The sequence below is a fragment of the Bordetella petrii genome (assembly GCF_020991325.1).
GTDB classification, from domain to species: Bacteria; Pseudomonadota; Gammaproteobacteria; order Burkholderiales; family Burkholderiaceae_B; genus Bordetella_A; species Bordetella_A petrii_E.
This window is the reverse complement of the sequence record NZ_JAJMLX010000034.1, coordinates 1-25487: the sequence shown is the minus strand read 5'-3', so window position 1 is coordinate 25487 and position 25487 is coordinate 1. Positions and strand designations below refer to the sequence as shown.

The 25487-nt window shown below is 65.4% G+C and carries 25 protein-coding genes; 15 read left to right on the top strand and 10 right to left on the bottom strand.

The features are described from left to right. The first annotated feature begins 124 nt into the window (after window positions 1–124). A complete protein-coding gene (gene rodA / locus LPZ50_RS05790; RefSeq protein WP_230658737.1) occupies window positions 125–1261 on the top strand; it encodes a rod shape-determining protein RodA in 1137 nt (378 codons plus the stop codon). Window positions 1262–1283: 22 nt separating this feature from the next. Here rodA and LPZ50_RS05785 read toward each other — a convergent pair whose 3' ends face one another. Together LPZ50_RS05785 and LPZ50_RS05780 are read right to left on the bottom strand one after the other, a co-directional pair. After that, a complete protein-coding gene (locus LPZ50_RS05785) occupies window positions 1284–1763 on the bottom strand; it encodes a VOC family protein (protein WP_230658735.1) in 480 nt (159 codons plus the stop codon). A 27-nt stretch (window positions 1764–1790) separates the two neighbouring features. Continuing rightward, window positions 1791–2180: a VOC family protein gene (locus LPZ50_RS05780; protein ID WP_230658733.1), complete on the bottom strand. Its 390-nt coding sequence runs from the start codon at window positions 2178–2180 to the stop codon at window positions 1791–1793. 434 nt (window positions 2181–2614) lie between these two features. Between LPZ50_RS05780 and LPZ50_RS05775 the strand changes: the two genes are divergently transcribed. The 3 genes from LPZ50_RS05775 (at window position 2615) to LPZ50_RS05765 (ending at window position 6309) form a co-directional block, all read left to right on the top strand. Then, the gene (locus LPZ50_RS05775) at window positions 2615–3520 is read left to right on the top strand and encodes a DNA/RNA non-specific endonuclease (protein ID WP_230658731.1); all 906 of its coding nucleotides are present in this window, start codon (window positions 2615–2617) and stop codon (window positions 3518–3520) included. Between the two features lie 376 nt (window positions 3521–3896). Next, on the top strand, window positions 3897–4088 hold the full coding sequence (locus LPZ50_RS05770; RefSeq protein WP_230658728.1) for a hypothetical protein: 192 nt from the start codon (window positions 3897–3899) through the stop codon (window positions 4086–4088). A 31-nt stretch (window positions 4089–4119) separates the two neighbouring features. After that, window positions 4120–6309, top strand: a complete 2190-nt coding sequence (locus LPZ50_RS05765; protein ID WP_230658726.1) for a phosphocholine-specific phospholipase C — start codon at window positions 4120–4122, stop codon at window positions 6307–6309. A 55-nt stretch (window positions 6310–6364) separates the two neighbouring features. On the opposite strand, the gene slmA is transcribed toward LPZ50_RS05765, so the two are convergent. From slmA to argB, 3 genes are read right to left on the bottom strand one after another with little or no spacing between them, the layout of a single operon-like run. Beyond that, window positions 6365–6937 carry a nucleoid occlusion factor SlmA gene (gene slmA, locus LPZ50_RS05760; protein ID WP_230658724.1) on the bottom strand — a complete coding sequence of 191 codons (573 nt, stop codon included), beginning with the start codon at window positions 6935–6937 and terminating at the stop codon, window positions 6365–6367. A 33-nt stretch (window positions 6938–6970) separates the two neighbouring features. Further along, complete coding sequence (locus LPZ50_RS05755) at window positions 6971–7717, bottom strand: pyrimidine 5'-nucleotidase (RefSeq protein WP_230658722.1); 747 nt, start codon at window positions 7715–7717, stop codon at window positions 6971–6973. Further along, entirely contained in the window at window positions 7717–8619 is a 903-nt protein-coding gene (gene argB, locus LPZ50_RS05750) for an acetylglutamate kinase (protein ID WP_230658721.1), read from the bottom strand. Before argB ends, LPZ50_RS05755 begins: the two co-directional genes overlap by 1 nt. 246 nt (window positions 8620–8865) lie before the next feature. Here argB and LPZ50_RS05745 point away from each other — a divergent pair, with 246 nt between their 5' ends. The 11 genes from LPZ50_RS05745 (at window position 8866) to LPZ50_RS05695 (ending at window position 21495) form a co-directional block, all read left to right on the top strand. Continuing rightward, a complete protein-coding gene (locus LPZ50_RS05745) occupies window positions 8866–9651 on the top strand; it encodes a MetQ/NlpA family ABC transporter substrate-binding protein (RefSeq protein WP_230658719.1) in 786 nt (261 codons plus the stop codon). Between the two features lie 206 nt (window positions 9652–9857). Next, the gene (locus LPZ50_RS05740; RefSeq protein WP_230658717.1) at window positions 9858–11042 is read left to right on the top strand and encodes a CaiB/BaiF CoA transferase family protein; all 1185 of its coding nucleotides are present in this window, start codon (window positions 9858–9860) and stop codon (window positions 11040–11042) included. A gap of 87 nt (window positions 11043–11129) precedes the next feature. Beyond that, window positions 11130–12182, top strand: coding sequence for an AraC family transcriptional regulator (locus LPZ50_RS05735; RefSeq protein WP_230658715.1), 1053 nt, complete (start codon window positions 11130–11132; stop codon window positions 12180–12182). Between the two features lie 140 nt (window positions 12183–12322). Continuing rightward, the gene (locus LPZ50_RS05730) at window positions 12323–13318 is read left to right on the top strand and encodes a Bug family tripartite tricarboxylate transporter substrate binding protein (RefSeq protein ID WP_230658713.1); all 996 of its coding nucleotides are present in this window, start codon (window positions 12323–12325) and stop codon (window positions 13316–13318) included. Between the two features lie 38 nt (window positions 13319–13356). Further along, window positions 13357–14550 (top strand): lipid-transfer protein, encoded by a 1194-nt coding sequence (locus tag LPZ50_RS05725; protein ID WP_230658711.1) that lies wholly within the window; start codon window positions 13357–13359, stop codon window positions 14548–14550. A gap of 29 nt (window positions 14551–14579) precedes the next feature. Next, on the top strand, window positions 14580–15407 hold the full coding sequence (locus LPZ50_RS05720; protein ID WP_230658709.1) for an SDR family NAD(P)-dependent oxidoreductase: 828 nt from the start codon (window positions 14580–14582) through the stop codon (window positions 15405–15407). Further along, entirely contained in the window at window positions 15404–16561 is a 1158-nt protein-coding gene (locus LPZ50_RS05715; RefSeq protein WP_230658707.1) for an acyl-CoA dehydrogenase family protein, read from the top strand. Before LPZ50_RS05720 ends, LPZ50_RS05715 begins: the two co-directional genes overlap by 4 nt. A 57-nt stretch (window positions 16562–16618) precedes the next feature. After that, complete coding sequence (locus LPZ50_RS05710) at window positions 16619–17623, top strand: tripartite tricarboxylate transporter substrate binding protein (RefSeq protein ID WP_329957645.1); 1005 nt, start codon at window positions 16619–16621, stop codon at window positions 17621–17623. Beyond that, window positions 17623–18645: an NADPH:quinone oxidoreductase family protein gene (locus tag LPZ50_RS05705; RefSeq protein WP_230658739.1), complete on the top strand. Its 1023-nt coding sequence runs from the start codon at window positions 17623–17625 to the stop codon at window positions 18643–18645. The genes LPZ50_RS05710 and LPZ50_RS05705 overlap by 1 nt, the downstream gene beginning before the upstream one ends. A gap of 1 nt (window position 18646) precedes the next feature. Then, window positions 18647–19777 (top strand): CaiB/BaiF CoA transferase family protein, encoded by a 1131-nt coding sequence (locus tag LPZ50_RS05700; RefSeq protein ID WP_230658705.1) that lies wholly within the window; start codon window positions 18647–18649, stop codon window positions 19775–19777. Window positions 19778–19809: 32 nt separating this feature from the next. Next, a complete protein-coding gene (locus LPZ50_RS05695; RefSeq protein WP_230658703.1) occupies window positions 19810–21495 on the top strand; it encodes a long-chain-fatty-acid--CoA ligase in 1686 nt (561 codons plus the stop codon). 16 nt (window positions 21496–21511) lie between these two features. Here LPZ50_RS05695 and LPZ50_RS05690 read toward each other — a convergent pair whose 3' ends face one another. The 5 genes from LPZ50_RS05690 to LPZ50_RS05670 form a co-directional block, all read right to left on the bottom strand. Continuing rightward, window positions 21512–22336, bottom strand: a complete 825-nt coding sequence (locus LPZ50_RS05690) for a TauD/TfdA dioxygenase family protein (protein WP_230658701.1) — start codon at window positions 22334–22336, stop codon at window positions 21512–21514. Window positions 22337–22623: 287 nt separating this feature from the next. Continuing rightward, window positions 22624–23508 (bottom strand): LysR family transcriptional regulator, encoded by an 885-nt coding sequence (locus tag LPZ50_RS05685; RefSeq protein WP_230658699.1) that lies wholly within the window; start codon window positions 23506–23508, stop codon window positions 22624–22626. 22 nt (window positions 23509–23530) lie between these two features. Next, a complete protein-coding gene (locus tag LPZ50_RS05680; RefSeq protein WP_230658697.1) occupies window positions 23531–24025 on the bottom strand; it encodes a peroxiredoxin family protein in 495 nt (164 codons plus the stop codon). Further along, the gene (locus LPZ50_RS05675; RefSeq protein WP_230658695.1) at window positions 24026–24763 is read right to left on the bottom strand and encodes a BON domain-containing protein; all 738 of its coding nucleotides are present in this window, start codon (window positions 24761–24763) and stop codon (window positions 24026–24028) included. Beyond that, complete coding sequence (locus LPZ50_RS05670) at window positions 24760–25353, bottom strand: phosphoheptose isomerase (protein ID WP_230658693.1); 594 nt, start codon at window positions 25351–25353, stop codon at window positions 24760–24762. Before LPZ50_RS05670 ends, LPZ50_RS05675 begins: the two co-directional genes overlap by 4 nt. Window positions 25354–25487: the final 134 nt, after the last annotated feature.

Sequence of the window (25487 nt, the reverse complement as noted above, 5' to 3'; positions counted from 1 at the left end):
CGCGGCCAGCGTCCAAGGCCGCGCCCGCTCCCCGGCCGCCCACTGCCACCACGCGGCCTTCCACGGCGCCGGCCTTGTCCGACCTGACAGACCTGTTCGAGTCGGCCCCGCGCGGAGACAAACCATGAAGCGCCTGGGCGCCCTGCTGGCACGCGTGTTCCTCGCGTTCGACTGGCCGTTGCTGGTCATCCTGCTGCTGTTCGCCGCGCTGGGGCTCACCATCATGCATTCGGCCGTGGGCAGCACCGACTGGCGCTTTGCCGAGCAATCGCGCAATTTCCTGATTGCGTTCTGCGCGCTGTGGGCCGTGGCCCTCATACCCCCCAAAATGCTGATGCGGCTGGCCCTGCCGTTCTACCTGGTGGGCGTGGTGCTGCTGCTGGGCGTGGAATTCTTCGGCGAAACCAGCAAGGGCGCCACGCGCTGGCTGGACTTGGGCGTCGCGCGCATCCAGCCATCCGAAATGCTGAAGATCGCGGTGCCGCTGATGCTGGCGTGGTATTTCCAGCGGCATGAAGGCGAAGTGCGCATCCGCGACTTCCTGGTGGCGGCGGCGATGCTGGCGGCCCCCTTCGGGCTGATCGTGCTGCAGCCCGACCTGGGCACGGCGCTGCTGGTGTTCGGCGCGGGCTTCTTCGTCATCTATTTCGCCGGGCTGTCATTCAAGCTGCTGGTGCCGTTGGCCGTGGTGGGCGTGCTCAGCGTCGGCACGCTCATCTACTATGAAGACCAGCTCTGCCAGCCCGGAGTGGATTGGGTGGTGCTGCACGATTATCAAAAACAGCGGGTCTGCACGCTGCTGAATCCCAGTTCCGACCCTCTGGGCAAGGGCTTCCATACCATCCAGTCCATGATCGCCGTGGGGTCTGGCGGTTTGTACGGCAAGGGATACATGCGCGGAACGCAAACCCACCTGGACTTCATCCCCGAACGCACCACCGATTTCATCTTTGCCGTGTACGCAGAGGAATTCGGCCTGTATGGCGGCGTGGCCATGCTGGTGTTGTACGCGCTGCTGATCGCCCGCGGCCTGACCATCGCCATGCGGGCCTCGTCGCAGTTCGGACGCCTGCTGGCGGGGGCGCTGACGATGATGATCTTCGTCTACGTATTCGTGAACGTGGGGATGGTAACGGGCATCCTGCCGGTGGTGGGGGTGCCCCTGCCGTTCATGAGCTACGGGGGAACGGCGCTGATCACCATGGGCATCGCCTGCGGAATACTGATGAGCATTTCCCGGCACCGGACGGAGCCGGGGTAGCCCATTCCCCAGGCGCCGCGGCTTACCCGCGGCGCGCGGCCTCGATGGCGGCGACGTCGATTTTCTTCATCGTCATCATGGCATCGAAGGCTCGCTTGGCCGCCGCCGGGTCCGGGCCGCTTACCGTTTCCAGCAGCACGCGCGGGGTGATCTGCCACGATACCCCCCACTTGTCTTTGCACCAGCCGCATTCGCTTTCCTGGCCGCCGTTGCTCACTATTGCGTTCCATAGGCGGTCGGTTTCCGCCTGGTCGTCGGTGGCCACCTGGAACGAAAAGGCTTCGCTATGCTTGAAGGCGGGGCCGCCATTCAAGCCCACGCAGGGAATGCCCATGACGGTGAACTGTACCGTCAGCGCGTTGCCCTGCTTGCCCGAAGGGTAATCGCCCGGCGCGTACATGATGCTGCCCACGGCGCTGTCGGGGAAGGTCTGGGCATAGAACTGCGCGGCGCCCAGGGCGTCGTTGTCGTACCAGATGCAAATGGTGTTCTTGCTGTCCATCCCGGTTCTCCTGTCTGGGGCCGCGGTTCAGGCGTTCAGTTGGTAAATCTGTATCAGGTTCCCGCAAGTGTCGGCGAAGATGGCGAGGGTGACGGCGCCCGCGGCCGTGGGTTCGATGGTGAACACCACCCCCTGGTCTTTCAGCCGCTGCGTTTCGGCCTGGATATCCTGGCTTTCGAATGCGGTTACCGGAATGCCGTCATTCCTGAGCGCCGCCTGGTATGCCGCTGCGGCGGGGTGGCTGTTGGGCTCCAGCACCAGTTCCAGGTCGTCCGGGCCCTCGGGGGAAACCACGCTAATCCAGCGCGCTTCGCCTGCCGGGAAGTCTTGCTTTTTCTGGAAACCCAGCACCTCGGTGTAGAACCTCAGTGCCTTGTCCTGGTCGTCGACAAAAATACTGTTCAGCTTGATCCGCATCGGCTTATCTCGCTCAAGGGGCGTGTAAAGCACCAAGCATCGCTCAGGATGCGCGCCTTGTCTTCTCGAAAATTGCTATGGCGTGCGGCTGGCCCATCAAGAGCAGGCATGGCGGCGGGTGCGGAATCCAGCCGGGAACATGGATCACGCCGATCTGCGCCGGGCATATGGCTGGGTGTCTGGCTCCCGCCAGGGTGCCAGACACCGTTGTGTGTCACGATGGTCTCAATTGTGCGGTGTCTGGCACCCTGGCGGGAGCCAGACACCCATGAACACCCGCCAGGGCGGCTCAAGGTCGTGCCGGGTTCCAGGCTCGTGTAGCCCTGGCCGCGAATGCTTCCGCCGCGTACCGAAGTGGCGGATTCGTCACTCCTCTACAATCGGTGGCCATCCAGGCTGCGGCAAAGCGCGGCCAGCAGTTACGTATAGGTCGCATGCCGCGCAAGAAGTCTGTTTCAAGAAAACGCAGTCCAGGCCGCAGGGCACAAGCCCGATCGGCGGGTAGTGCGGCGCGGTTCCTGCGCGCGCTGCTGCTTTCCTCCGTGGCGAGTTTTGGCGCCGCCACGTATTGGCTGAATCCGCAGTGGCGTATTCCCGCATCGGTGGAACAAGCCCTGGCGCGGCTGCCGTGGCCGGCCTTGAACCAGGCGGCGCCGGTAGCGGCCCCAGCCGGGGCGCAGGCGCAGACCACCTTCGCGCAATGCCCGGAATTCTTCCCGCAGGCACGGCCTCCCGCCGTGCCGGCCAGCCAGAAGCTGCGCGAGGTGTGCTATGCCTCGTTCGCCATTCTGCACAACGGCCAGACCAAGACTCCGGTTTTCGTGGCGGAACGCCTGAACCGGCGGTCCCTGCTGCAGGCCCGGCAGCAAGACCGCACCGACCGCTTCTACGCCGAAGCGCGTATTCCGCGCAGCGAACGGGCCGAACTGGACGACTACCGGGGCTCGGGCTTTTCCCGCGGGCACATGGCCCCGGCTGCCGATATGGCCACCCCGCAGGCCATGGCGCAGAGCTTTTCGCTGGCCAACATGGTGCCGCAGGACCAGGTTCACAACGGAGGCCCCTGGAGCCGCATCGAGCAAGACACCCGGAAGTACGCCATGCGTGCCGCGGGCGATGTGTACGTGTTCACCGGCCCGGTCTATGCCGACAGGCCCAGAACGATAGGCGCGGGCGTAGCCGTGCCCAGCTACCTGTACAAAGTGGTTTACGACGCCACCACGGGCAGGTCTTGGGTGCACTGGCAGGCCAACAGCGCCGATACGAAGGCGGGGCCGCCCATCAGCTACGGCGAATTTGTCCGGCGCACCGGCCTGCGCCTGTTGTCTGAAGCTGGGTAATCGGCGTGTAAAACTTGTTTTCCAGCGTTAATAGAATTTCAACGCCGGGCCATGCCCGGGCCCGCGCATCCCGGGCGCGCGGCGCGCCGCATGACAAAAACAAGACACGGCACGCGGCAAATGGTCGCATCCGCGCGGCGGCGGTCCATCGCTGTCAAGAAAGTGAACTTTTTCACGCCTAGGATTGCGCACCGATGACCGTGGCCCGGCCCTATTTTCCGGCGGGGCCGTTCCCGCAGTGAATGCGATGCTCGATGCATTCGGGCAGGGGCGGGCTTTGCCCGCGGAAATCGCTGGACCATGTTCCATGGTTGATCAACGTGCGCGCATGCGGCCAACCGGGCGCGGGCGCGCACTTTTCAGGCGATAGAAGACAATGATTCGAAGTAGCTCCGAGGGTTGGTCCGCCACGCGAAAACTGGCGTGGGCGGTGGGCCTGTCGTTGGCGGTAGTGTTGGCCGGCTGCAGCGGCAGCGATTCCGACGACGGCGATCCGGGGGCGCCGCCGCCGGATGGCGGCACGCCCACCGAATGCGCCGCCGATGCGAATTGCGCGCCCGCGCCCTGATCACTTCCACCCACGACTTCATCGAACCGACATGTCATTTGATCCTTCCAAACGCGGGTTCCTGCGCGCCTCGCTGGGTACCACCGCCGCGCTGACGGCGCTGTCCACGCTGCCCCTGTCGATCCGCCGCGCGCTGGCCATCGAAGCCAACAACGCCACCGGCACCATCCAGGACGTCAAGCACGTGGTGCTGCTGATGCTGGAGAATCGCTCGTTCGACAGCTACTTCGGCACATTCCGCGGCGTGCGCGGCTATGGCGACCGCTTTCCGATTCCGCTGGCCAATGGCAGCAATGTGTTCTACCAGACCGATGCCAACGGCAATACCGAAACCCCCTACCACCTGGACAGCAGCAAGGGCAACGCCCAGCGCGCCGGCGGCACGCCGCATGTGTGGGCCGACGCCCAGGCCGCCTGGGACCACGGCCGCCTGAACCGCTGGCCCGTGGCCAAGCAGCCGCTGTCCATGGGCTACCTGGAAGAGGCCGAGGTGCCGTTCCATCGCGCCCTGGCCGAGGCTTTCACGGTCTGCGACGCCTACCACTGTTCCATGCACACGGGCACCATCCCGAACCGCCTGTTCTACTGGACAGGCACCAACGGGCCCAAGGGCGACAACTACGCGGCCATCGTCAACGAGTACAACGGCGGCAACGACGTCGGCCCTTCTACCGAAGGCTGGACCTGGACCACCTACGTAGACCGCCTGCAGGAAGCCGGGGTCAGCTGGAAGGTGTACCAGAGCCTGGCCGACAACTTCGGCTGCAACCAGCTGATGTCGTTCCGCCACTGGCGCGAGGCCATGGAGTCGATGCCGGCCGATCGCCGCCCGGTAGCGCTGCCGGCGGTGTCGCGGGCCTACGATCCCGCCATCGACGACGCGCTCAGCCCGCTGGCCAAGGGTTTCGGCAACACCATGCCCGATGGCTACCTGCAAAGCCTGCGCGACGATGTGAAGAACGGCACGCTGCCCTCGGTATCGTGGGTGATTCCGCCATCCACCTACAGTGAACACCCGGGCCCATCCAGCCCGGCCCAGGGCGGTTGGTACGTGCAGGAAGTGCTGGACGCGCTGACTTCGAACCCCGAGGTCTGGGCCAGCACGGTGCTGCTGATTAACTACGACGAGAACGATGGCTTCTTCGACCACCTGCCGCCGCCGTCGGCGCCATCACGCCGCGACGACGGCAGCCTGGCAGGCAAGACCACGCTCAGCGATGCCGAGATGGCCTTCGAATACCACGATTACGCGCCTGCCTCGCCCAAGCACACGGCGCCCGACGGCCGGCCGTACGGCCCCGGCCCGCGCGTGCCCTTGTGGGTGGTGTCGCCCTGGAGCCGCGGCGGCTGGGTGAATTCACAAGTGTTCGACCACACGTCCACGCTGCTTTTCCTGGAGAAGCGCTTCGGCGTGCAAGAGCCCAACATCAGCGCTTACCGCCGGGCCATCTGCGGTGACCTGACCACGGCCTTCAACTTCGCCAACCCGAACGGCGAAGCCATGCCCACGCTGGAAGGCCGCACCACCAAGGATGCCGCCGACCAGCTGGTGGTGCAGCAAGAAGCCGCTCCGCCCATCCCGGTGCCCGGCGATCCGGCGCTGCCGCGTGCGGACACGGGCACTCGTCCGTCGCGGGCCTTGCCGTACGAACTGCACACCACGGCACGCGCCGATGCCGACGCCGGCAAGGTCACCCTGGCATTCGCCAACAGCGGCAAGGCTGGCGCGGTGTTCCACGTGTACGATAAATTGCACCTGAACCAGATTCCGCGCCGCTATATGGTCGAAGCCGGCAAGGAGATCGATGACGCCATCGACGTCGGCATGGATCATGGCCGCTATCATTTCTGGGTGCTGGGTCCCAATGGCTACCACCGCGAGTTCATGGGCGACCTGCGCGACGAAGCCACGGCCGGGCTGGAAGTACAGGTGTGCTACCGCCTGTGCGAACCGCCGGAAGTGCAGGTGAAGCTGTACAACCGCAGCGCGGCGGCCGCCACATTCTCGGTGTCGGCCCAGGCTTATCGCAACGATGGCCCGTGGGTGCAGCAAGTCGAGGCGGGCCAGATCGGCGAACTGAGCTGGGCGCTGGGCGACAGCGGCAACTGGTATGACTTCGCGGTTGCCGCCGGCGACGCCAAACTGTGGTCGCGCCGCTTGGCGGGCCGCGTGGAAAGCGGCAAGGATTCCGTGTCCGATCCCGCCATGGGCCAGGGCTGAAGATCGCGCGGGCGTGAAGCCGGCCCCCAGCGGGGCCGGGCCCGAGCCCGCCGCGTCACAGCACCACGCGCAGGTGTTCGTCCAGGTGCGCCGTGGGAGCCACGCGCCATCCGCTTTGCGCGTACCGCAGCCAGCGGCCCAGCACCAGATGGGTCAGCAGGCTGGCGTGGGCGGCGATATTCGCGTCCGGCGCCAGGTCGCCATCGCTGACAGCCACCCGCAGCGACTGCTTCAGCGAAGCTTCGATGCGGTCGTTGATGTGGTTGATGCGTTCCTGCAGGCGGTTGTCTTCGGTGACCAGCGCGTCGCCGGTCAGCACCCGCGTCATGCCCTTGTTGCGTTCCGAAAACGTCAGCAGCATCGATACTGTCTTGCGGGCCTGGCCCAAGCCTTGCGGTTCCACCGCGATGATCTGGTTCACCAGCGTGAACAGGCTGACCTCGATGAACTCGATCAGGCCTTCGAACATTTGCGCCTTGCTGGCGAAATGGCGGTACAGCGCGGCTTCGGATACCTGCAGGCGGGCGGCCAGCGCGGCCGTGGTGATGCGGGCGGCGTGCGGCTGCTCCAGCATTTCCGCCAGGGTTTGCAGTATCTGGGTCTTGCGCTCGCCGGGTTTGCTTGCCATGTCTGACAAAAAATAAAGAAGGTGTGCAGGACGTTAGCCGCGCAGGGGGCGGCGGCGCAACAGCAGGTCGCTGACCGAGTTTACCCGCAAGTCGACATAGCCCGGCCGGGTATTGCCGCCCCGGGTGAAGGGCGTGCCCGGGTGGTACACGTACACCGTGCGCAGCCCCGCCTGGCGGGCGCCCCGCAGGTTCGACAATGTGTCCTCGACCAGCACCGCGCGCGCCGCGGGCACACCTTCGCGCGCCAGCACATAGCGCAGCAGGGCGGGCGAGGGCTTGGGCCGGAATTCGCCATGCAGGCGCATGTGCTCGATGGCCCACAGGCTGTCGAAGTGGCGCAGGATGCCCAGGCGGCGCAGTACCGCGCGGGCGTAATGAAAGGGGGCGTTGGTCAGCAGCACCTTGCGGCCCGGCAGCTGGCGCAGTTTGGCGGCCAGGGCTTTTTCGGCGCGCACCAGCGGGTTCACGTCGAAATCGTGGCTGCGGCGCAGGAAGGCGCCCGCATCCACGCCGTGGTGGCGCACCATGCCGATCACGGTGGCGCCGTAGCGGTGCCAGTATTTGGCGCGCAGCTGGTTGGCGGTGTCGATATCCACCCCCAGCGATTCGGCCACCGCCATCGTCATGCCCTCGTCGATACGGGGGAAAATCGAATGGGAAGTGTCGTGCAGCGTGTTGTCCAGGTCGAACAGCCACAGGCGGTCGGGCACGCCCGTGGCCATGCGGCGCGAACGGCGCTGGCGCGCCGCCGGCCGCAGCAAGTGGCGATGCACTTGCATCAGTGCGAACTGATCATGGTGCCGACGCCCTGGTCGGTCAGGATTTCCAGCAACAGGCAGTGGGGCACGCGGCCGTCGACGATGTGCACGGAGTTCACGCCGTTCTTGGCGGCATCCAGCGACGAGGCGATCTTGGGCAGCATGCCGCCCGAGATGGTGCCGTCGGCGAACAGTTCGTCGATGGTCTGGGCCGACAGGCTGCGCAGCAGCTTGCCGCCCTTGTCCAGCACGCCCGGTGTGTTGGTCATCATCAGCAGTTTCTCGGCGCCCAGCACCTCGGCCATCTTGCCGGCCACCACGTCGGCATTGATGTTGTATGCCGTGCCGTCTTCGCCATAGCCAATGGGCGAGATCACCGGAATGAACTGGTCGTCTTGCAAGGCCTTCACCACGGCGGGTTCGACCTGGGTGATGTCGCCCACGAAACCGATGTCCAGCGGCTCGTCGGGGTTGTCCTTGTTGTCCATCAGCTTCTTGCGGGCCTGGATCAGCATGCCGTCTTTACCCGTCAGGCCCACGGCCTTGCCGCCGACCTCGTTGATCATCATGACGATGTCCTGCTGGACCTGGCCGCCCAGCACCCATTCGACCACTTCCATGGTCTCGGCGTCGGTAACGCGCATGCCCTGCACAAACGTGCCCTGCTTGCCGATGCGGCGCAGCGCGTCGTCGATTTGCGGGCCGCCGCCATGCACCACCACCGGGTTCAGGCCCACCAGCTTCAGCAGTACCACGTCGTGCGCGAAGCTGCGTTGCAGGCGCTCTTCGGTCATGGCATTGCCGCCGTATTTCACCACGATGGTCTTGCCATGGAATCGTCGAATATACGGCAGCGCTTCGGAAAGAACGGCCGCCTTGATTGCGGGCGACGAAACGGCGGCAGGGTCGGGGGTGTCGGTCATGGCGTGAGAGCTCGGCTATTAAGGTAAAGAGTAAAAAAGGAAAATGCCTGCGCCGGCGCGGGCTCGGCGCTGCCAGGGCAAGCATACGGCAGATTGTAGTCCGGGCGAATTACTTATACCCAGCACCCATGACCATATGCCCGACAAAATAACCTCTAATCAGGTAAATTGGGGGCGTTTTTGCAACGGCCGCGGCCCACACGGCCCTGGCGGCCGCTTCAGCCCCCATTCCACGAGGTTACTTGTATGCGCTTCTTTCTTGCCCGGACGGCCCTGCTGGCTTCCGCCTTTTTCCTGGCCGGCGCGGCCCAGGCCGAAAAGCTGACAGTGGGCGCCACCCAGGTTCCCCACGCCGAGATCCTGGAAGTGGTCAAGCCGGCACTGGCCAAGGAAGGGGTCGAACTGGACATCAAAGTGTTCAGCGACTACGTGCAGCCCAACCTGCAACTGGCCGACAAAGAGCTGGACGCCAATTTCTTCCAGCACCAGCCCTACCTGGACACCTTCAACAAAGACCGCGGCACCAAGCTGGTATCGGTGGGTCTGGTGCACGTCGAGCCCTTCGGCGGCTACTCGCGCAAGGTCAAATCGGTGGCCGACCTGCCCGCGGGCGCCACCGTGGCCATCCCGAACGACCCGTCCAACAGCGGCCGCGCCTTGCTGCTGCTGCAGAAGCAAGGCCTGATCAAGCTGAAAGATCCCTCCAACATCGTGGCCACGCCGCTGGATATCGTCGAGAACCCCAAGAACCTGAAGTTCCGCGAACTCGAAGCCGCCATGTTGCCGCGCGCGCTCGATGACGTGGCGCTGTCGCTCATCAATACCAATTACGCGCTGGAAGCCGGCCTGGTGCCCACCAAAGATGCCCTGTTCATCGAAGGCGCCGACTCCCCCTACGCCAACATCGTGGCCACGCGCGACGACAATAAAAACGCTCCCGCCATCAAGAAACTGGTCAACGCCCTGCACTCGCCCGAGGTGAAGCAATTCATCCAGGAAAAGTACAAGGGCGCGGTGGTGCCGGCTTTCTGAAGCGGGTACCCGGGCGTCGGGTTCAGGGGTCAGGCACCTTGCGTGCCTGACCCCGTTCTGTTGCAACGGCGCGTGCCCCCCTCGGTGCCTGGCACCCGCACTGCGTCCTGAGCGTTTTTGCCAAGGGCGGTGACCGCCCGCGCCATTGCCCGGCGCGCCAGCCGGGCCATAGACTGCATCACGCCTCGACTTCTCCCGTTGACAGCATGATGCCACCGCAGCCCCCGGCCACCAGCCCGGCCTCTGTCCACCGCCCGCCCCTGGCCGGGGTTACCGTGCTGGACCTGACCCGCCTGCTTCCGGGGCCCGTCGCGGGCATGCACCTGGCCGACCTGGGCGCCAATGTCATCAAGATCGAAGACACCGGCGCGGGCGATTACGCGGCCGAGCCGGTGCGTTCCCTGGTGAACCGCAACAAGCGGGGCATCCGGCTGAACCTGAAAACGCCGGCCGGCGTGCAGGCATTGCTCGACCTATGCGCGACGGCCGATATCCTGATCGAAGGCTTCAGGCCCGGGGTGATGGCCCGGCTGGGCGTGGACTACGAGGCGGCACGGTCCCGCAATCCGGCCATCGTGTACTGCAGCATCAGTGGCTACGGCCAGACCGGCCCCCTGCGCGACGAGCCGGGCCACGACCTGAACTATTGCAGCCTGGCCGGCGTGGCCGACCAGTTGGGATCGTCGGGCGTGGCGCCAGGCTTGTCCAATGTGCCGATGGCCGACCTGCTGGGAGGCTCGATGGTGTCGGTCATGGGTATATTGTCCGCCCTGTTCGATGCCGCCCGCACGGGGCAGGGGCGTTATGTAGACATCGCCATCGCCGATGGCATTCTGGCGCATGCCATGCTGCCGCTGGCCGCGGTGAATCAGAATGGCAAGGCCCCGCCCACGGGCGGGGCGAAACTTACCGGTGCCTTGCCTTGCTACGCACTTTACGCCACGCGCGACGGGCGTTATCTGGCCGTCGCGGCGCTCGAGAAGAAATTCTGGGCCGCGTTTTGCCAGGCGGCCGGCCGGCACGACTTGATCGACCTGCACCGCACGTATGAAGATCCGGGCAATGCCTGGGTGCGGCATCAATTAGAACAATTGATCGCTGCCCAGGACCTCGCCTGGTGGCGCGACAAATTGCAGGGCACGCAATGCTGCGTGACGCCCGTCATGCATCTGCACGAAGTGCTGGATCATGCACACTTCGAGTCGCGCGGCATGATACGCATCGCCGCTGGCACCGCCCAGCTGGGCTGTCCGGTGCGCATGAGCGGCTTCCGGTTCGATATCCGCCTGCCGGCCCCCGCGCCCGGCGAACACACCGACGAAGTACTGGGCGGCCTGGGTTATGGCGCCGGCAAGATCGAGGCCCTGCGCAAGGCAGGTGCTGCGGGCTGAAACCCGGTCCGCCGCGCAGGCGGGCGGCGGGTATACTGGGCCACGCCCGCACGCTGATCATTGGGGAGCCGCCGTGACGCCATGCCGATGCCTGCCGCCTTTGATTCCCACGGCCCGATAGCCGAGCATACCGTCGCCATCACGCAGGTCGAACAGATTATCCAGGGTGCGCGCAAGCTGGGCCTGGATATTCCCGCCGTGCTGTGGCGTGCCGGCATTTCCCCGGCGCTGCTCGAGGCGCCCCGCTCGCGCGTGACGCAGGCGCAGTACGCGCAGTTGATGCGGGTATTGGCCAGGCTGACCCACGATGAACTGTGGGGCCTGACACCTCACCCGGTGCGTCCCGGCAGCTTCGTCCAGATCTGCAGCCAACTGATCCATTACCGCACACTGGGCGAGGCCATCCGGACGGGGCTGGGCCTGTATCGCCCGCTGCTGCGGGCGTTCACGCCCAGGCTGGTGGTGCTGGAAGGCGTGGCCCGGATCCAGGTCGACCACCATGGCGGGCATGTCGATACCCTGGAAAGCTACGCCATGCGCAGTTTCTGCTTCCTGTCGTATGGCGTGATGTCGTGGCTGACCGCAAGGCGGATTCCCGTGTTGTGCGTGGGCGTGCCCAGCGCCCGGGGCTACCGCAGCGAGGCCGAACGCTTAATGCATACCCGGGTTCGCAATACGGGCAAGCGCGCCTCACTTGAATTCGAGGCCCATTGGCTGGATCTTCCTGTGGTGCAAACACCCGAAAGCTTGCAAACCTTCATCCGCGAAGTGCCGGGCAACCTGGTCATCAAATACCGCGATCGCAGCCGGCTCACCGAACGCATACGCCGCCTGTTGCGGCAGCGCGCCATGGTGGAAGGCGCGACACTGGTCGAAGTTAGCCAGCATCTGGGCATGACCCCGCAGACCGTGCGCCGGCACCTGAAGGCCGAAGGCCAGAGCTTCCAGGGCATCAAGGATGACCTGCGCCGCGATGCGGCCATCCAGTTGCTGGCAAGGCCCCACCTGACCCTGAACGATGTCGCCGCCCGGCTGGGTTTTTCCGAAGCCAGTACTTTCCACCGCGCCTTCAAGTCCTGGACGGGCCTGGCGCCGGGCATGTACCGCGAAACCAATCTGAAGCCGGCCGTGCCGCATTGATCGTTCTTGCCAATGGCATTGGTTGCTACCGCCATTGTCCGCCCTTGTCCCTCTGCCTACACTGCCTCTCGCGGTTGGCTGATCAGATCCATTCCTACATAAGCTGCCCCGGCATTCCGGAGGGAGCAGGGAGACAAGACATGAATACTGCGCGTCGCATGTGGACGGCATTGCTGTGTGGAGCAGTTGGGCTGGCTTGCGCCACGGCGCCGGCCCTGGCCGCGCCGCAAGATGCTGCCGGGTATCCGTCCAGGCCCATCAATCTGGTCGTGCCGTATCCGGCTGGCGGGGGCACCGACACCATTGCCCGGCTGGTCGGCAAGCACCTGGGCGAAAGGCTGGGCGTGCCGGTCATCGTGGAAAACAAACCCGGCGCCAGCGGTATCGTGGGCAACGACCAGGTGGCCAAGGCTCAGCCCGACGGCCATACTCTGCTGCTGGCGATTACGGCTTTGATTCAGACGCCGGCCCTGTACGACAACATTCCTTATGACGCGCGCAAAGACCTCGTCCCGGTCAGCGAAGTGGCGCGCTCGTCGGACCTGTTCGTGGTGCACAAGGACATTCCCGCGGATACGCTGCAGCAGTTCGTGGCATTGGCCAAGACGAACCCTGGCAAGTATCACTATGGCAATTACGGCAATGGCACGTCTTCGCACATGCATGGCGAGATGTTCAAGTTGATGACGGGCACACAGATCACGGCCGTGCCCTTCAAAGGGGCGGCGCCGCTTACCACCAGCATCCTGGGCGGGCAAGTGGCCTCGGCATTCGTGGACGTGTCGTCCTTCAATGCCAACCTGACCTCCGACCGCATCAAAATCCTGGCCATTACCGGCACGCAGCGGCATCCGCAGTTGCCCGACGTGCCCACTTTCCAGGAAGCGGGCATGAAAGGCTTCGAGCCCAATGGCTGGTTCGGCGTGTTCGCGCCCGCGGGCACGCCCGCGTCCATCGTGGACAAGTTGTCGGATCAAGTACAGGAAATCGTCCGTACCGACGAGGTGAATGGCCGCCTGCGCAGCATGGGGTTGACCCCCGTGGGCAACACGCCTGAAGCGTTCGCCGCCGTGATCGAGGCCGACATGCCGTACTGGGCGGGCATCGTGAAAGACGCGAACATCGTATTGGAATGACGCGGCCCGCGGGCCGTGCCCAGAGACAAGGAACCAGGATGGCTCGACAACAACGGCCGGTGTTCGTCATCGGTGCGGGAATGATCCCTTTCACCAAGCCGGGCGCCAGCGCGCCCTATGACGCCATGGGGACGCAGGCGGCCAGGCTGGCGCTTGAAGACGCCGGACTGGCCTACGACAGCGTCCAGCAGGCTTATGTGGGGTACGTGTACGGCGATTCCACGGCTGGGCAGGCCGCGGTGTACGGCGCCGGCCTGACCGGCATACCGGTATTCAACGTCAATAACAACTGCGCCACGGGGTCCAGTGCGCTGTTCCTGGCGCGCCAGGCGGTGGAAAGCGGCGTGGCCGAATGTGCGCTGGCCCTGGGGTTCGAGCAGATGACGCCGGGCGCGCTGAAGGGAAAATATGACGATCGTCCGTCGCCCGTGGCGCGGTTCGCCGATACGATGACGGCCCTGCAAGGGTACGACGCGCACGCGCCGCGTGCCGCGCAGTTCTTCGGAGGGGCCGGGCGAGCCTATATGCAAGAGCACGGCATACGTCCCGACACCTTCGCCCGGATATCGGTAAAAGCCCGCCAGCACGCCGCGCGCAACCCGTTGGCCGTGTTTCGCGACGTGCTGTCGCTGCAAGAGGTAATGGCATCTCCCACGGTGTTCGACCCGCTGACCCGCTACCAGTGCTGCCCACCCACATGCGGCGCGGCGGCGGCGGTGGTGTGCTCCGAAGACTTCGCGCGCCGGTACAAGCTGGACCGCCGCGTGCGCATCGCGGCGCAGGCCATGACCACCGATACCGCCAGCACCTTCGAGAGCGGCGACATGCGCAAGCTGGTGGGTTATGACATGACGGTATCGGCCGCCAGCCAGGTATACGAAATGGCAGGAATCGGCCCTGCCGACGTGGACGTGGTGGAGCTGCATGATTGCTTCACGGCCAACGAACTGATCAGCTACGAGGCCCTGGGGCTTACCCCGGAAGGCACTGCCGAGCGTTTCATCCTGGAAGGCGCCAACACCTATGGCGGGCGCGTGGTCACCAATCCGTCGGGCGGCCTGCTGTCGAAGGGACATCCGCTGGGCGCTACCGGACTGGCGCAATGCGCCGAACTCTACTGGCAGTTGACGGGCCGGGCCCAGCAGCGCCAGGTGGAAGGGGCGCGCATTGCCTTGCAGCACAACCTGGGGCTGGGCGGCGCGTGCGTCGTTACCCTGTATCAAGCCGCCTGAGGCGGCGGGTGGATATGAAGGCAAGCATCATGCAGAAAAAGCTGGAAGGAAAAGTGGCGCTGGTTTCGGGGTCGGGCCGGGGCATCGGCCGGGAAATCGCGCTGAAGCTGGCGGCCGAGGGGGCCAGCGTGGTCATCAACGACCTGGATGCCGGACCTGCCGAACAAACCGCCCGCGACGTGCGCGCCGCGGGCGGGCAGGCTTGCGTATGCACTGGCAGTGTTGCCGAGGCAGGTTTTGGCGAACGCTTCGTCGGCCAGGCGCTGGAGCAATTCGGCGGTCTCGACATCATCGTGAACAACGCCGGTTACACCTGGGACAACGTCATCCAGAAAATGAGCGACGAGCAATGGGATGCCATGCTGGCGGTGCACCTGACGGCGCCGTTCCGGATATTGCGGGCGGCGTCCGGCTACCTGCGCGAGACCGCCAAGCGCGAAAAGGCCGAAGGAGTACGCAGGCACCGCAAGGTGGTGAACATTTCGTCCACGTCCGGTGTGTACGGCAACGCGGGCCAGGCCAACTATGCCGCGGCCAAGGCCGGCATCACCGGGCTGACCAAGGCGCTGGCCAAGGAATGGGGGCGCTACAACGTCAATGTGAACAGCGTGGCGTTCGGCCTGATAAAGACCCGCCTGACCGAGGCGCCCGCCGACGCCGATGCCAGTATCGACGTGGAAGGCCGCAAGATACACGTGGGCGTGGCCCCAGAGAACCTGCGCAATGCCGAAGCCACGATTCCGCTGGGCCGCGCCGGCACGCCCGCCGAGGCGGCAGGGGCGGTGTATCTGTTCTGCATTCCCGAGTCCGATTACATCAGCGGCCAGGTACTGGTGTGCGGCGGAGGCCGGCCGTGAACGCGGCGCGGCCCTGGGTGGATGCCGAGATCGAGCAGGTCCGCGACACGGCCCGGCGATTTTTCGAGCACGAGTGCCTGCCCCACGAAGAACGATGGGCCGCTCAGCGGCATGCCGACCGCAACATCTGGCAGCGGGCGGGCAGGGCCGGCCTGCTGTGCGCCAGCATTCCGCAGGCCTACGGCGGCGGCGGCGGAAACTTCCTGCACGATGCCGCGATCTGCGAAGCGCAGGCGGCCGCCCTGGCAGGCGGCCTGAGTATCAACGTGCATAGCGGCATCGTGGCCCACTACATCCTGGCCTATGGCTCCGAAGCGCAAAAGCAGCGCTGGTTGCCGCGCATGGCGTCCGGCGAATGGGTGGGTGCCATCGCCATGAGCGAGCCGGGCGCCGGCACCGACCTGCAGCGTATCCGCACCGCTGCCGTGCGCCAAGGCGACGACTATGTCATCGACGGAGCCAAGACATTCATTACCAATGGCTACCACGCCGACCTGGTGATCGTCGCCGTCAAGACCGATCGCGTCGCCGGCGCCAAGGGCATGTCGCTGGTAGTGGTCGAGACCGGCGACCTGCCCGGTTTCCGGCGCGGCCCACCGCTGGCCAAGCTGGGACAGAAAACCATCGATGCCGTGGAGCTGTTTTTCGATGGCGTGAGGGTGCCATGCGCCAATCTATTGGGCGGCGAAGAGGGCCGCGGCTTTGCGCAGCTGATGCAGCAGTTGCCGCAGGAACGCCTGTTGATCGCGGTGTCGGCGGTGGCCGGCATGCACCGGGCCATCGCGGACACCACGGCCTATGCGCAGCAGCGGCAGGTATTCGGCGACCGCCTGATGGCGCTGCAGAACACCCGCTTCACGCTCGCCAGGTGCCAGACCCACGCCACCATTGCCCGCACCTTCGTCGACGACTGCGTCATGCGGCTGCAGCGCGGGGAACTGGATATTCCGACCGCCGCCATGGCCAAATGGTGGACTACCGACACGCTTTGCCAGGTCATCGATGATTGCCTGCAGTTGCATGGCGGCTACGGCTACATGACGGAATATCCCATCGCCAGAATGTATGCCGATGCACGCGTCGGGAAGATCTACGGCGGCGCCAACGAAATCATGAAGGAGATCATCGCGCGCGCGATGGAAGCGCCGGGCTGAGTCAGGACTGCAGGCCGCCGGCGCCGGACATATTCATATCTATAAAGGAGATCAGGCATGTCCGCAATCATCGGGAAATTCACTCGTCCGAGGGACTGCATGGCATGGCTGCTGGCCGTGGCAATGTTGGGTGCCGTGGGCTCCGTGCGAGGAGCCGACGATGTCTATCCCTCACGCCCCATTACTATTGTTGTGCCTTCTGCCGCCGGCAATGTAAATGACGCTGTCGCGCGCCTGGTGGGGGCCGAACTCACGCAGAAGTGGGGGCAGCCGGTGATCGTGCTGAACAAGCCCGGCGCCGGCACCGAGATAGGCACTCGGTACGTGGCCAACGCCGACAAGGACGGCTACACGGCGCTGCTGACGTATACCGCGCACGTGCAGAATCCGGCACTGTACAAGAATCTTTCCTACGACCCCATCACCGATTTCGCACCTGTCAGCCAGGTGGCCTATTCATCCACGATCCTGGCGGTATATCCCGGCTTCGAGGCGCAGACGTTCAGCGGCTTGGTCGCCTTGGTCAAGGAAAATCCCGGCCAGTACTTCTACGGGTCGTATGGCGCGGGCACCACGGGCCACATCCTGGGTGAACTGCTCAAGCAGGAAGCGGGCTTGAAGATGGACCATGTTGCCTACAAGGGCGGGGCGCCGCTGGCCACCGATATGATCGCCGGGCACGTCAAGTTCGGTTTTATCGCGGTGGGCACGGCGATGCCCTACATCAAGGCGGGCACGCTCAAGCCGCTGGCCATTACGGGCAGTGCGCGCTCGCCGCTGCTGCCCGATGTGCCTACTTTTCTTGAAGCCGGATACAACGGGTTCGAGCCCGATGCGTGGATGGGGCTGCTGTTCCCCGCCGGCGTGCCCGCCCAGCGCGTGGAGACTCTGTCGAGGGCCGTAGCCGAGATTGTCGGCCAGCCGGCAATGCAGCAACGCTTTGGCGAGTTGAATCTGGTTGCCATCGGCAACACGCCTGGGCAGTTCGCCGCCGTGCTGTCTGCCGACCTGGCGAAATGGGCCGCGGTCATCAAGCAAGTCGGCCTGGACCGGAACCCATGATGCCCGCCCCGCATTACCAGGCGCTGGTATGTACTCATTGGGGGCATTGGCGCGAGTTGTCGATGCGGAAGCTCGCGCGCGTTGCGTTGCGGCCGGGCCAGGTCAGGATCCAGGTCTGCCACGCGGGGGTGGGACACGCAGTCGGGTTGTTCATCTCGGGCAAGTACCAACGCAAGCCGCCCCTGCCATTCACGCCGGGCACGGAGGTGGCGGGCATCGTCCTTGAGGTCGCCAGTGACGTCGACCATGTGCAGCCGGGGCAGCGCGTCATCGCAGCGCTGGACTGGGGCGCATTCGCCGAAGAGGCCATCGCCACCGCCGCAACGGTGTATCCGCTGCCGGACCAGGTGCCGCTGGACAAGGGCGCGGCGCTGCCCATTACCTACGCAACTGTCTGGGCGGCGCTTGAATGGCGGGCCGAATTACGGCCCGGACAGACATTGCTGGTGCATGGCGCCAGCGGCTCGTTGGGCATGGCCGCGGTGCAGATTGGCCGGCACCTGGGCGCAACCGTAATCGCCACCGCTAGTACCCCAGAGAAGCGCCGGGCGGCGCTTGCCCATGGCGCCGCGCACGCCTTGGATGCCGATGCTGGCACCCTGGTGGCCGAGGTCAAGGCACTGACGGGGCAGCAGGGCGTGGACGTGGTGTTCGATGTGGTGGGCGGCGACCTGTTCGATGCATCGCTGCGCTGCGTGCGGCAGCAGGCGCGCCTGCTGTCCGTCGGATTCGCCAGCGGGCGCATCCCCAGCGCGCCGGTGAATCTGCTGTTGGTCAAGAACCTCTCGCTGATCGGCTTCAACTACGGCGTGTATATCGGCTGGGGTCTGGAAGACCGGCGCGAAGAGTATGCCGGTGCGGTGCGCAGTATCGTGGCGAAAATCACCGGCGCGCTGGCCAGCGCGGCGATGCCGCTGCCCCGCACCCAGCATTTTGTCTTGCAGGATTGGCAGGCTGCCATCGATACGACTTTGTCGCGGCGGTCGGTGGGCAAGGTGATCATCGATATGAGGGAACGCTGACGTGATCCAGGAAGCGCTGTTCGAGGGGCTGACCGTGCTGGACGCCAGCCAGGGCATTGCCGGCCCGTACTGCGGGTTGATCCTGCGCCAGCAGGGGGCGCGCGTCATCAAAGTCGAGCCGCCAGCAGGCGATTGGGGCCGCGGCATGGGGCGCCAGCTTGCGGGGCATACGGCAATCTCCATTGCGTTCAATGCCGGCAAGGAAAGCGTTGTGCTGGATGCCCGCAACCCCGACCAAAAGGCGGCGTTGCGCCAGCTTGCTGCCCAGGCGGACGTGGTCATACAGAATTTCCGCCCGGGCGTGGCGGAACGCATGGGCATCGGATATGCCGATCTGGCGCCGTTGCAACCGAGACAGGTGTACGTGTCTGTTTCCGGTTATGGCGCGACGGGCCCCCGGTCGGCCAGGCCCGCGCTGGACACGACGGTGCAGGCGGAAACCGGGCTCATGTGGGCCAACCAGGACGCAGCCGGGCAACCGCGCCGCATCGGGCTGTATCTGGTGGACTTGAGCACCGGCTTGCATGCCGCCCAGGCAGCAAGCGCCGCGCTATACCGCGCGGCGCTCAGCGGCAGGGGCCGGCATGTCGAAGTATCGATGCTGCAGGTGGCGGCCGCGCTGCAGTCGTACCAGATCATCGACAAGGCATTGTTTCCGGATGGCGGCGCGGTGGTTTTCAACGCCCCGGCGGGGCTGTTCCCCACCCGAGACGGCCAGATCTACATCAGCATGCTCAACGACGCCATGTTCCAGCGCCTGTGTGAGGTGCTGGGCATGGACGACTGGCGCGACGATGCGTCGTTGCGGACCAGCGCCGGGCGTATTGCACGCGCGACGGAACTGAATGCGCGGCTGGCTGGTGCGATCCGGGAACGCAGCACGGACGCGTGGATGGCTTTGCTTGAGTCGCACGACATCTTGTGTGGCAGGGTCCGCAGCCCGCACGACCTGCTTCAAGACCCTCAGGCGCGGCACCTGGGGTTGTTTGCACAGGTGTCGCAGGCTGGCGTGGGCGCGTTGCCGTGGGTGCGCTTGCCGGGGCAATGCGGGGTTTCGCCCGAGGTCGCCGCTTCGCCATTGCTGGGCCAGCACACGCAGGCAGTATTGCAAGAATTCGGCATAAAGATCTGACCATCGCCCTGGATGGCAAAAGGAGACAATTCATGGCTGCAGCAGCACCGAGCCCCTACTGGCCAAGGGGTGTGCCCACCACGCTACGCGTTCCGCAGATGCCGCTCGGCCACTTCCTGGACGTGGCGGCACAGCGCTATCCGGACAAGGCGGCCATTGTCTATTGCGACGCCATAAGCACTTACGGCGAATTGAAGTCACGCGTGGACGGCCTGGCTGCCTTTATGCATGGCCACCTGGGCGTGCGGCACGGCGACCGGGTGCTGCTGTTCAGCCAGAATTGTCCGCAGTTCGTTACCGCGTTCTATGCCATCGCGCGCCTGGGGGCGGTGGTGGTGCCCGTCAATGCCATGTCCACCAGCGTCGAACTGGATCATTATCTGCGGGACACGGGGGCCGAACTGGCCTTTGTCGCGCAGGACCTGCTGCCGCGGGTCCTGCCGCACCTGGATGGCGCGCTGCGCCACGCCATCGTGCATGCCTATGCCGATGGGCTGCCGGCGCAGGAGCCGGCCAACGAAACGCCCGACTGGGTGCTGGCGCCACGCCAGGCGCTGGCCGGCGCCAATCTGACCGGATTCGAGGACGCCGTGTCGCGCGGGGGCGGCGAACTGCCGCCCCCGCCGTCGCCGGACAGCCTGTGCGTCCTGCCATACACCTCGGGCACCACCGGCCAGCCCAAGGGTTGCATGCATACCCACCAGACCATACTGGCCGCCAATGTGGCCTCGTCGCTGTGGCGCGGCCTGCACGCCGAATCGGTGTTCCTGGCGGTGGCACCGCTGTTCCATATGCTGGGCATGCAGGGCATGATGAACCAACCCATCGTGCTGGGAGCGACCATCGTGATGATGCCGCGCTGGAACGCGCGCGCGGCGGCGCACGTCATGGAGAAGTATCGCGTGTCGGCCTGGTCGGCGCCGCCGGCCATGGTGATCGACTTTTTCAGCCAACCGGGCGTAGGCGAACGCCGGCTGGAAAGCCTGGCCACGCTGTGCGGCGGCGGCGCGGCCATGCCCGAGGCCATCGCCTCCATGCTGTATGAACGCTACGGCATCCAGTACAACGAGGCCTACGGCCTGTCGGAGACCGCCTCGTTCCTGCATGCCAACCCCCCGCAGCGCGGCAAGCGGCAGTGCCTGGGGCTGCCTGGGCCCGGCGTGGATTCGCGCATTATCGATCCGGCCACGCTGCGCGAACTGCCGGCTGGCGAGGTGGGCGAGCTGGTGACCCATGGCCCGCAGGTCATGCTGGGCTACTGGCGCAATGAGGCCGCCAATCGGCAGGTTTTTATCGAGCTGGACGGCAAGCGCTTCCTGCGCACCGGCGACCTGGCCAATGTCGACGCAGACGGCTACTTCTTCATGCGCGAGCGGCTCAAGCGCATGATCAATGCCTCGGGCTACAAGGTATGGCCGGCCGAAATCGAGAACATGATGTACGAGTACGAAGCCGTGCGCGAAGCGTGCATCGTAGGAATGCCGGACCCGAAGCGGGGCGAGACGGTGAAGGCGATTGTGGTGCTCAAGCCCGAATACCGGGACACGGTCACTGAGCAGGACATGATCGCCTGGTGCCGCACGCGCATGGCCGCCTACAAAGTGCCGCGCTATGTCGAGTTCACGGATAGCCTGCCCAAGTCTGACACCGGCAAGGTCTTGTGGCGCAAGCTGCAAGAGGCGCAGCAGCAGGCGCACCAGGCCTCGCCGTGTTCCTAGCCGTGGCGGATCCGGCCTACGCGGGGCGGTCGCCTTTCAGGGTGATGCGGTGCATGATGCGGCGATGGCCGTGGTAGTCATTGACCGGGTTGTGCTGGGTACAGCGGTTGTCCCAGAAGGCAATGGTGTCGGGCGTCCAGCGGAACCGGCAGGTGAACTCCGGCTTGACCTGGTGGCTGAACAGGAACTGCAGCAGGGGCGCCGACTCTTCGCGCCGCATGCCCTTGATCCCTACAGTGTGGGCCACATTCACGTACAGCGCCTTGCGGCCGGTTTCGGGGTGGGTGCGCACGATGGGGTGCTCGGCCGTGTATTCCGTGGGCGCGGCATCGCGGCCGTCGGTGCGGATGCGGTCTTCGCGCGTCTTGGACACGTCGGCCTGGGCCGAACTGCTGATGCCCACCAAGCCGTCCAGCAGCCCGCGCAAGGTATCCGACAAGGATTCGTAGGCCAGGTACTGGTTGGCGAACAGCGTGTCGCCGCCGTAGGGCGGAATTTCCCGCGACAGCAGCATCGAACCCATGGGCGGTTCTTGCAGATAGGTGGTGTCCGAATGCCAGATGCCGCCGAAATTCGAGGTTTCGTGCTCCAGCTTCTTCACTTCGATAATGTGCGGATAGCCGTCCAGCCCGCGCACGAAGGGGTATTCCACAGGCTCGCCCATGGCATTGGCGAAAGCCAGGTATTGGTCCGGCGTCAGCCTCTGGTCTTTGATGAAGATGACCAGGTGATCCAGCAGCGCCTGGCGCACGTCGGCGGCCTGGGCGGCTGACAGCCCCTGAGCCAGGTCCAGGCCTGACAGTTCAGCGCCCAGGGCGCCGGCGATCTTGCGGATTTCCATGGCTGCTATGTCCCGTGTCGAGGCGCGGTGCGCGCCCATGAACTGCATGGTATGCCGGCATTGCCATGCAAACAAATCAAATAATATGATTCATTGTTCAGATATTTTGAGCAATTCGAGTCAGGCTTTACAGGTGTCGGTCCCCATGGCGCTACCTTGAGCGGTCGTGGCGAGCGTTCACGGGTGTCTGGCTCCCGTCAGGGTGCCCGACACCGTCCTGCCGAGACTATCGCGGCACACAACCGTGTCCGGTATCTGCTGAGCCGGTTACCTGGCCGCGCTCGGCATCACATGGACCGTTCCAGCATTTCCACCAGCCGCGCCCCGGTGGGCGGCAGCGTGTATCCCCGGATCGTGACGACCGCGATGGTGCGCTGCAGCGCCGGGCGCGCGATGCGCACCGTGGCCAGGCTGGTGCCGCGGGGCACCGCGATGCGCGGCAGAATACCCGCTCCCAGGCCGGCCTCGACCATGGCGATCAACGTGCTGGCATGGGTGAACTCGTAGCTCAGGTCGGCGGATATGTTGTTGGCCCGCAGGGCGTCTTCCAGATGGTTGCGAAACAGGGAATTCGGCGCCAGCGTCAGCAGCCGCAGGCGCGTCAGTTCGCGCAGTGAGATCGTCTTGCGGCCGTTGTCGCGGTACCCGCGCGGCAGCAGGGCGCAGTATTCGTCGTTGAAGATCGGGCGGAACTCCAGCTCGCCGCGCCGTTCTTCTACCGGGCCTATGCCGAAATCGACCTCGCGCCGCCGCACCGCTTCCAGCAGGTCGTGGTGCGACAGTTCTCGCACGCGCACCGATATGCCGGGGTAGTGGCGCGCATATTCGGTCAGTACGGCCGGCAGGCGCGAGCCCGCCACCGTGGGCACGCAGGCGAAGGCCAGGGTGCCGTGCTGCACGTTGGCCGCCTGCTGGATACGGGCCAGCCCAGTGTCCAGTTCGGCCATGGCCTTGCGCGCGGTGATCAGCAGGTCTTCGCCCTCGCGCGTCAGCTCCACGTGGCGGGTGGTGCGCTGGAACAGGGCCACGCCCAGCTGGGTTTCCAGCTGCTTGATCTGCATGCTGATGGCGGGCAGCGATACGAAGGTCTGTTCGGCCGCCTTGCGAAAGCTGCCATGCTCGGCCACCGCCATGAAGGCCGACAACAGCTTGAGGTTGACTTTCTGGGGCATGGGCGGCCCGGCCGCGGCCGCGCTAGCCGGCGGCCAGCGCTTTCTGGATGGACGCGTGGAATTCGGCCGGATCGTACTCGCCCAGGTAGCGCTTGACGATGCGCCCCTGCTTGTCGATCAGGAACGCCGTGGGCGTGAGCTTCACGTCGCCGAAGGCGCGCGCGATGTCGCCCTTGGTGTCCAGCGCTACGGGGAAGGGCAGCTTGCGGGTTTCGGCGAAGTTCAGCACATAGTTGGGCGGGTCGTAGCTCATGGCCACGGCGATGGTTTCATAGCCCTGGGGCGCGTACTCGTTGTAGGTTTCGATATTGCCGGGCATCTGCTTGACGCAGGTAACACAGCTGGTGGCCCAGAACTTCACCAGCACCACCTTGCCGCGCAGGTCGTGCATGTTGAAGGTCTTGCCTTCGATAGTAGTGAAAGCCACGTCGGGCGCGGTGGGCGCCGGCCGCCAGACAAACCAGGCGCCGATGCCGGCCGCCACCAGGACGGCCAGGGTAACAATGAATTTTTTCATTTACTTGATGGGTATGGCTTCCACCCCGTTGACCGTGCCGCCGCCGCCGGACTGGATGGGCGCGGGTTTTTGCTGCGGCGCGTTGTCGGACGCCTTGCCGTCGGCCTGGGTTCCCGGTCCCGACAGGCGCAGCGCTTCTTCGCGGCTGATGACTTCGAACAGCTTGACCACCTTGGCCACGCCACCCACCTGCGAGGCAGCCGTGGCGGCATAGTTGCCCTCGGCTTCCGTCACCAGGCCCATCAGGTATACCACGCCGCGGTCGGTGGTGACGGCAATGGTGGCCGACGGCACGTATTTGGTGTTGATGAGCGTGGTGCGAACCTTGGACGTCAGCCAGGTGTCGTTGGAACGGATGCTGAACGAGGCGGCCGGGCCCACGTTCAGCTGGTTGACCACCGATTTCACGTGCTGCACGCCCTGTGCCAGCGAGCCGGCCTGGGCCTTGGCGGCGTCGGACGGAACGTCGCCGGTCAGCAGTACGACGCTGTTGTACACCATTGCATTCACGCGGGCCGTATCGCCCAGTTTTTCGCTGATCTGGCGTTCGGCCTTGAAAGCGATGTTCTGGTCTTCGACCTGGGCGCCCGAGGTGCGGCGGTCGGTGATGACGACCGCCGTGGTGGCGGCGGCGCCGCCCACCACCAGCGGGGCGCAGGCCGACAGGGACAGGGCGGCGGTGCTGAGCACGGCGGCAAGCAGCAGGGGGCGGGCGGCCATCTTGGCGGCAAGCATCATTCGGTGTCTCCTAGCAATAAAGCATCTATACCATCGCACAGCGCATGCAGCATCAGGGCATGGACTTCCTGGATGCGCATGGTGCGGTCATGGGGCACACATAAATGGACGTCGTGCGCCGTCAAGAGTTCACCGGTAACGCCGCCACCCTTGCCGGTAAGCGCGATCACCGAGATCTCACGGTCGTGCGCAGCCTCGATGGCGCGGATGACGTTGGCCGAGTTGCCGCTGGTGGAAATGGCCACCAGTACGTCGCCCGGCTGGCCCAGGGCACTGACCTGGCGTTCGTAGATTTCCTCGAAACCGTAGTCGTTGCCGACCGCGGTCAGGATGGCGGTATCGGTGTTGAGGGCGACGCCGGCCAGCGGCAGCCGCTCGCGTTCGAAACGGCCCACCAGTTCCGCAATGAAATGCTGGGCGTCGGCGGCCGACCCGCCATTGCCGCAGGCCAGGATCTTGCCGTTGTTGGCCAGGGCTGTGAATAGCAGTTCGACGGCGCCCGCCAGGGGCTCCGACAGCGCGTGCATGCTTTGTTCGCAGACAGCCATGGCGTCGCGAAAGTGCGACGTCATCCGAGATGTCATATCCATGGCCGGCATTATCTCACGGCGCCGCGCGGGCTACAGGCCGAAGGCGGCCCGCAGCCAGTGGGCGCGTCCTGCCTCGAAGGCCACCACGTCGAACCGCGCGGGCGGGATGCGTCCGCCCCAGTGGCGGCTCGCCA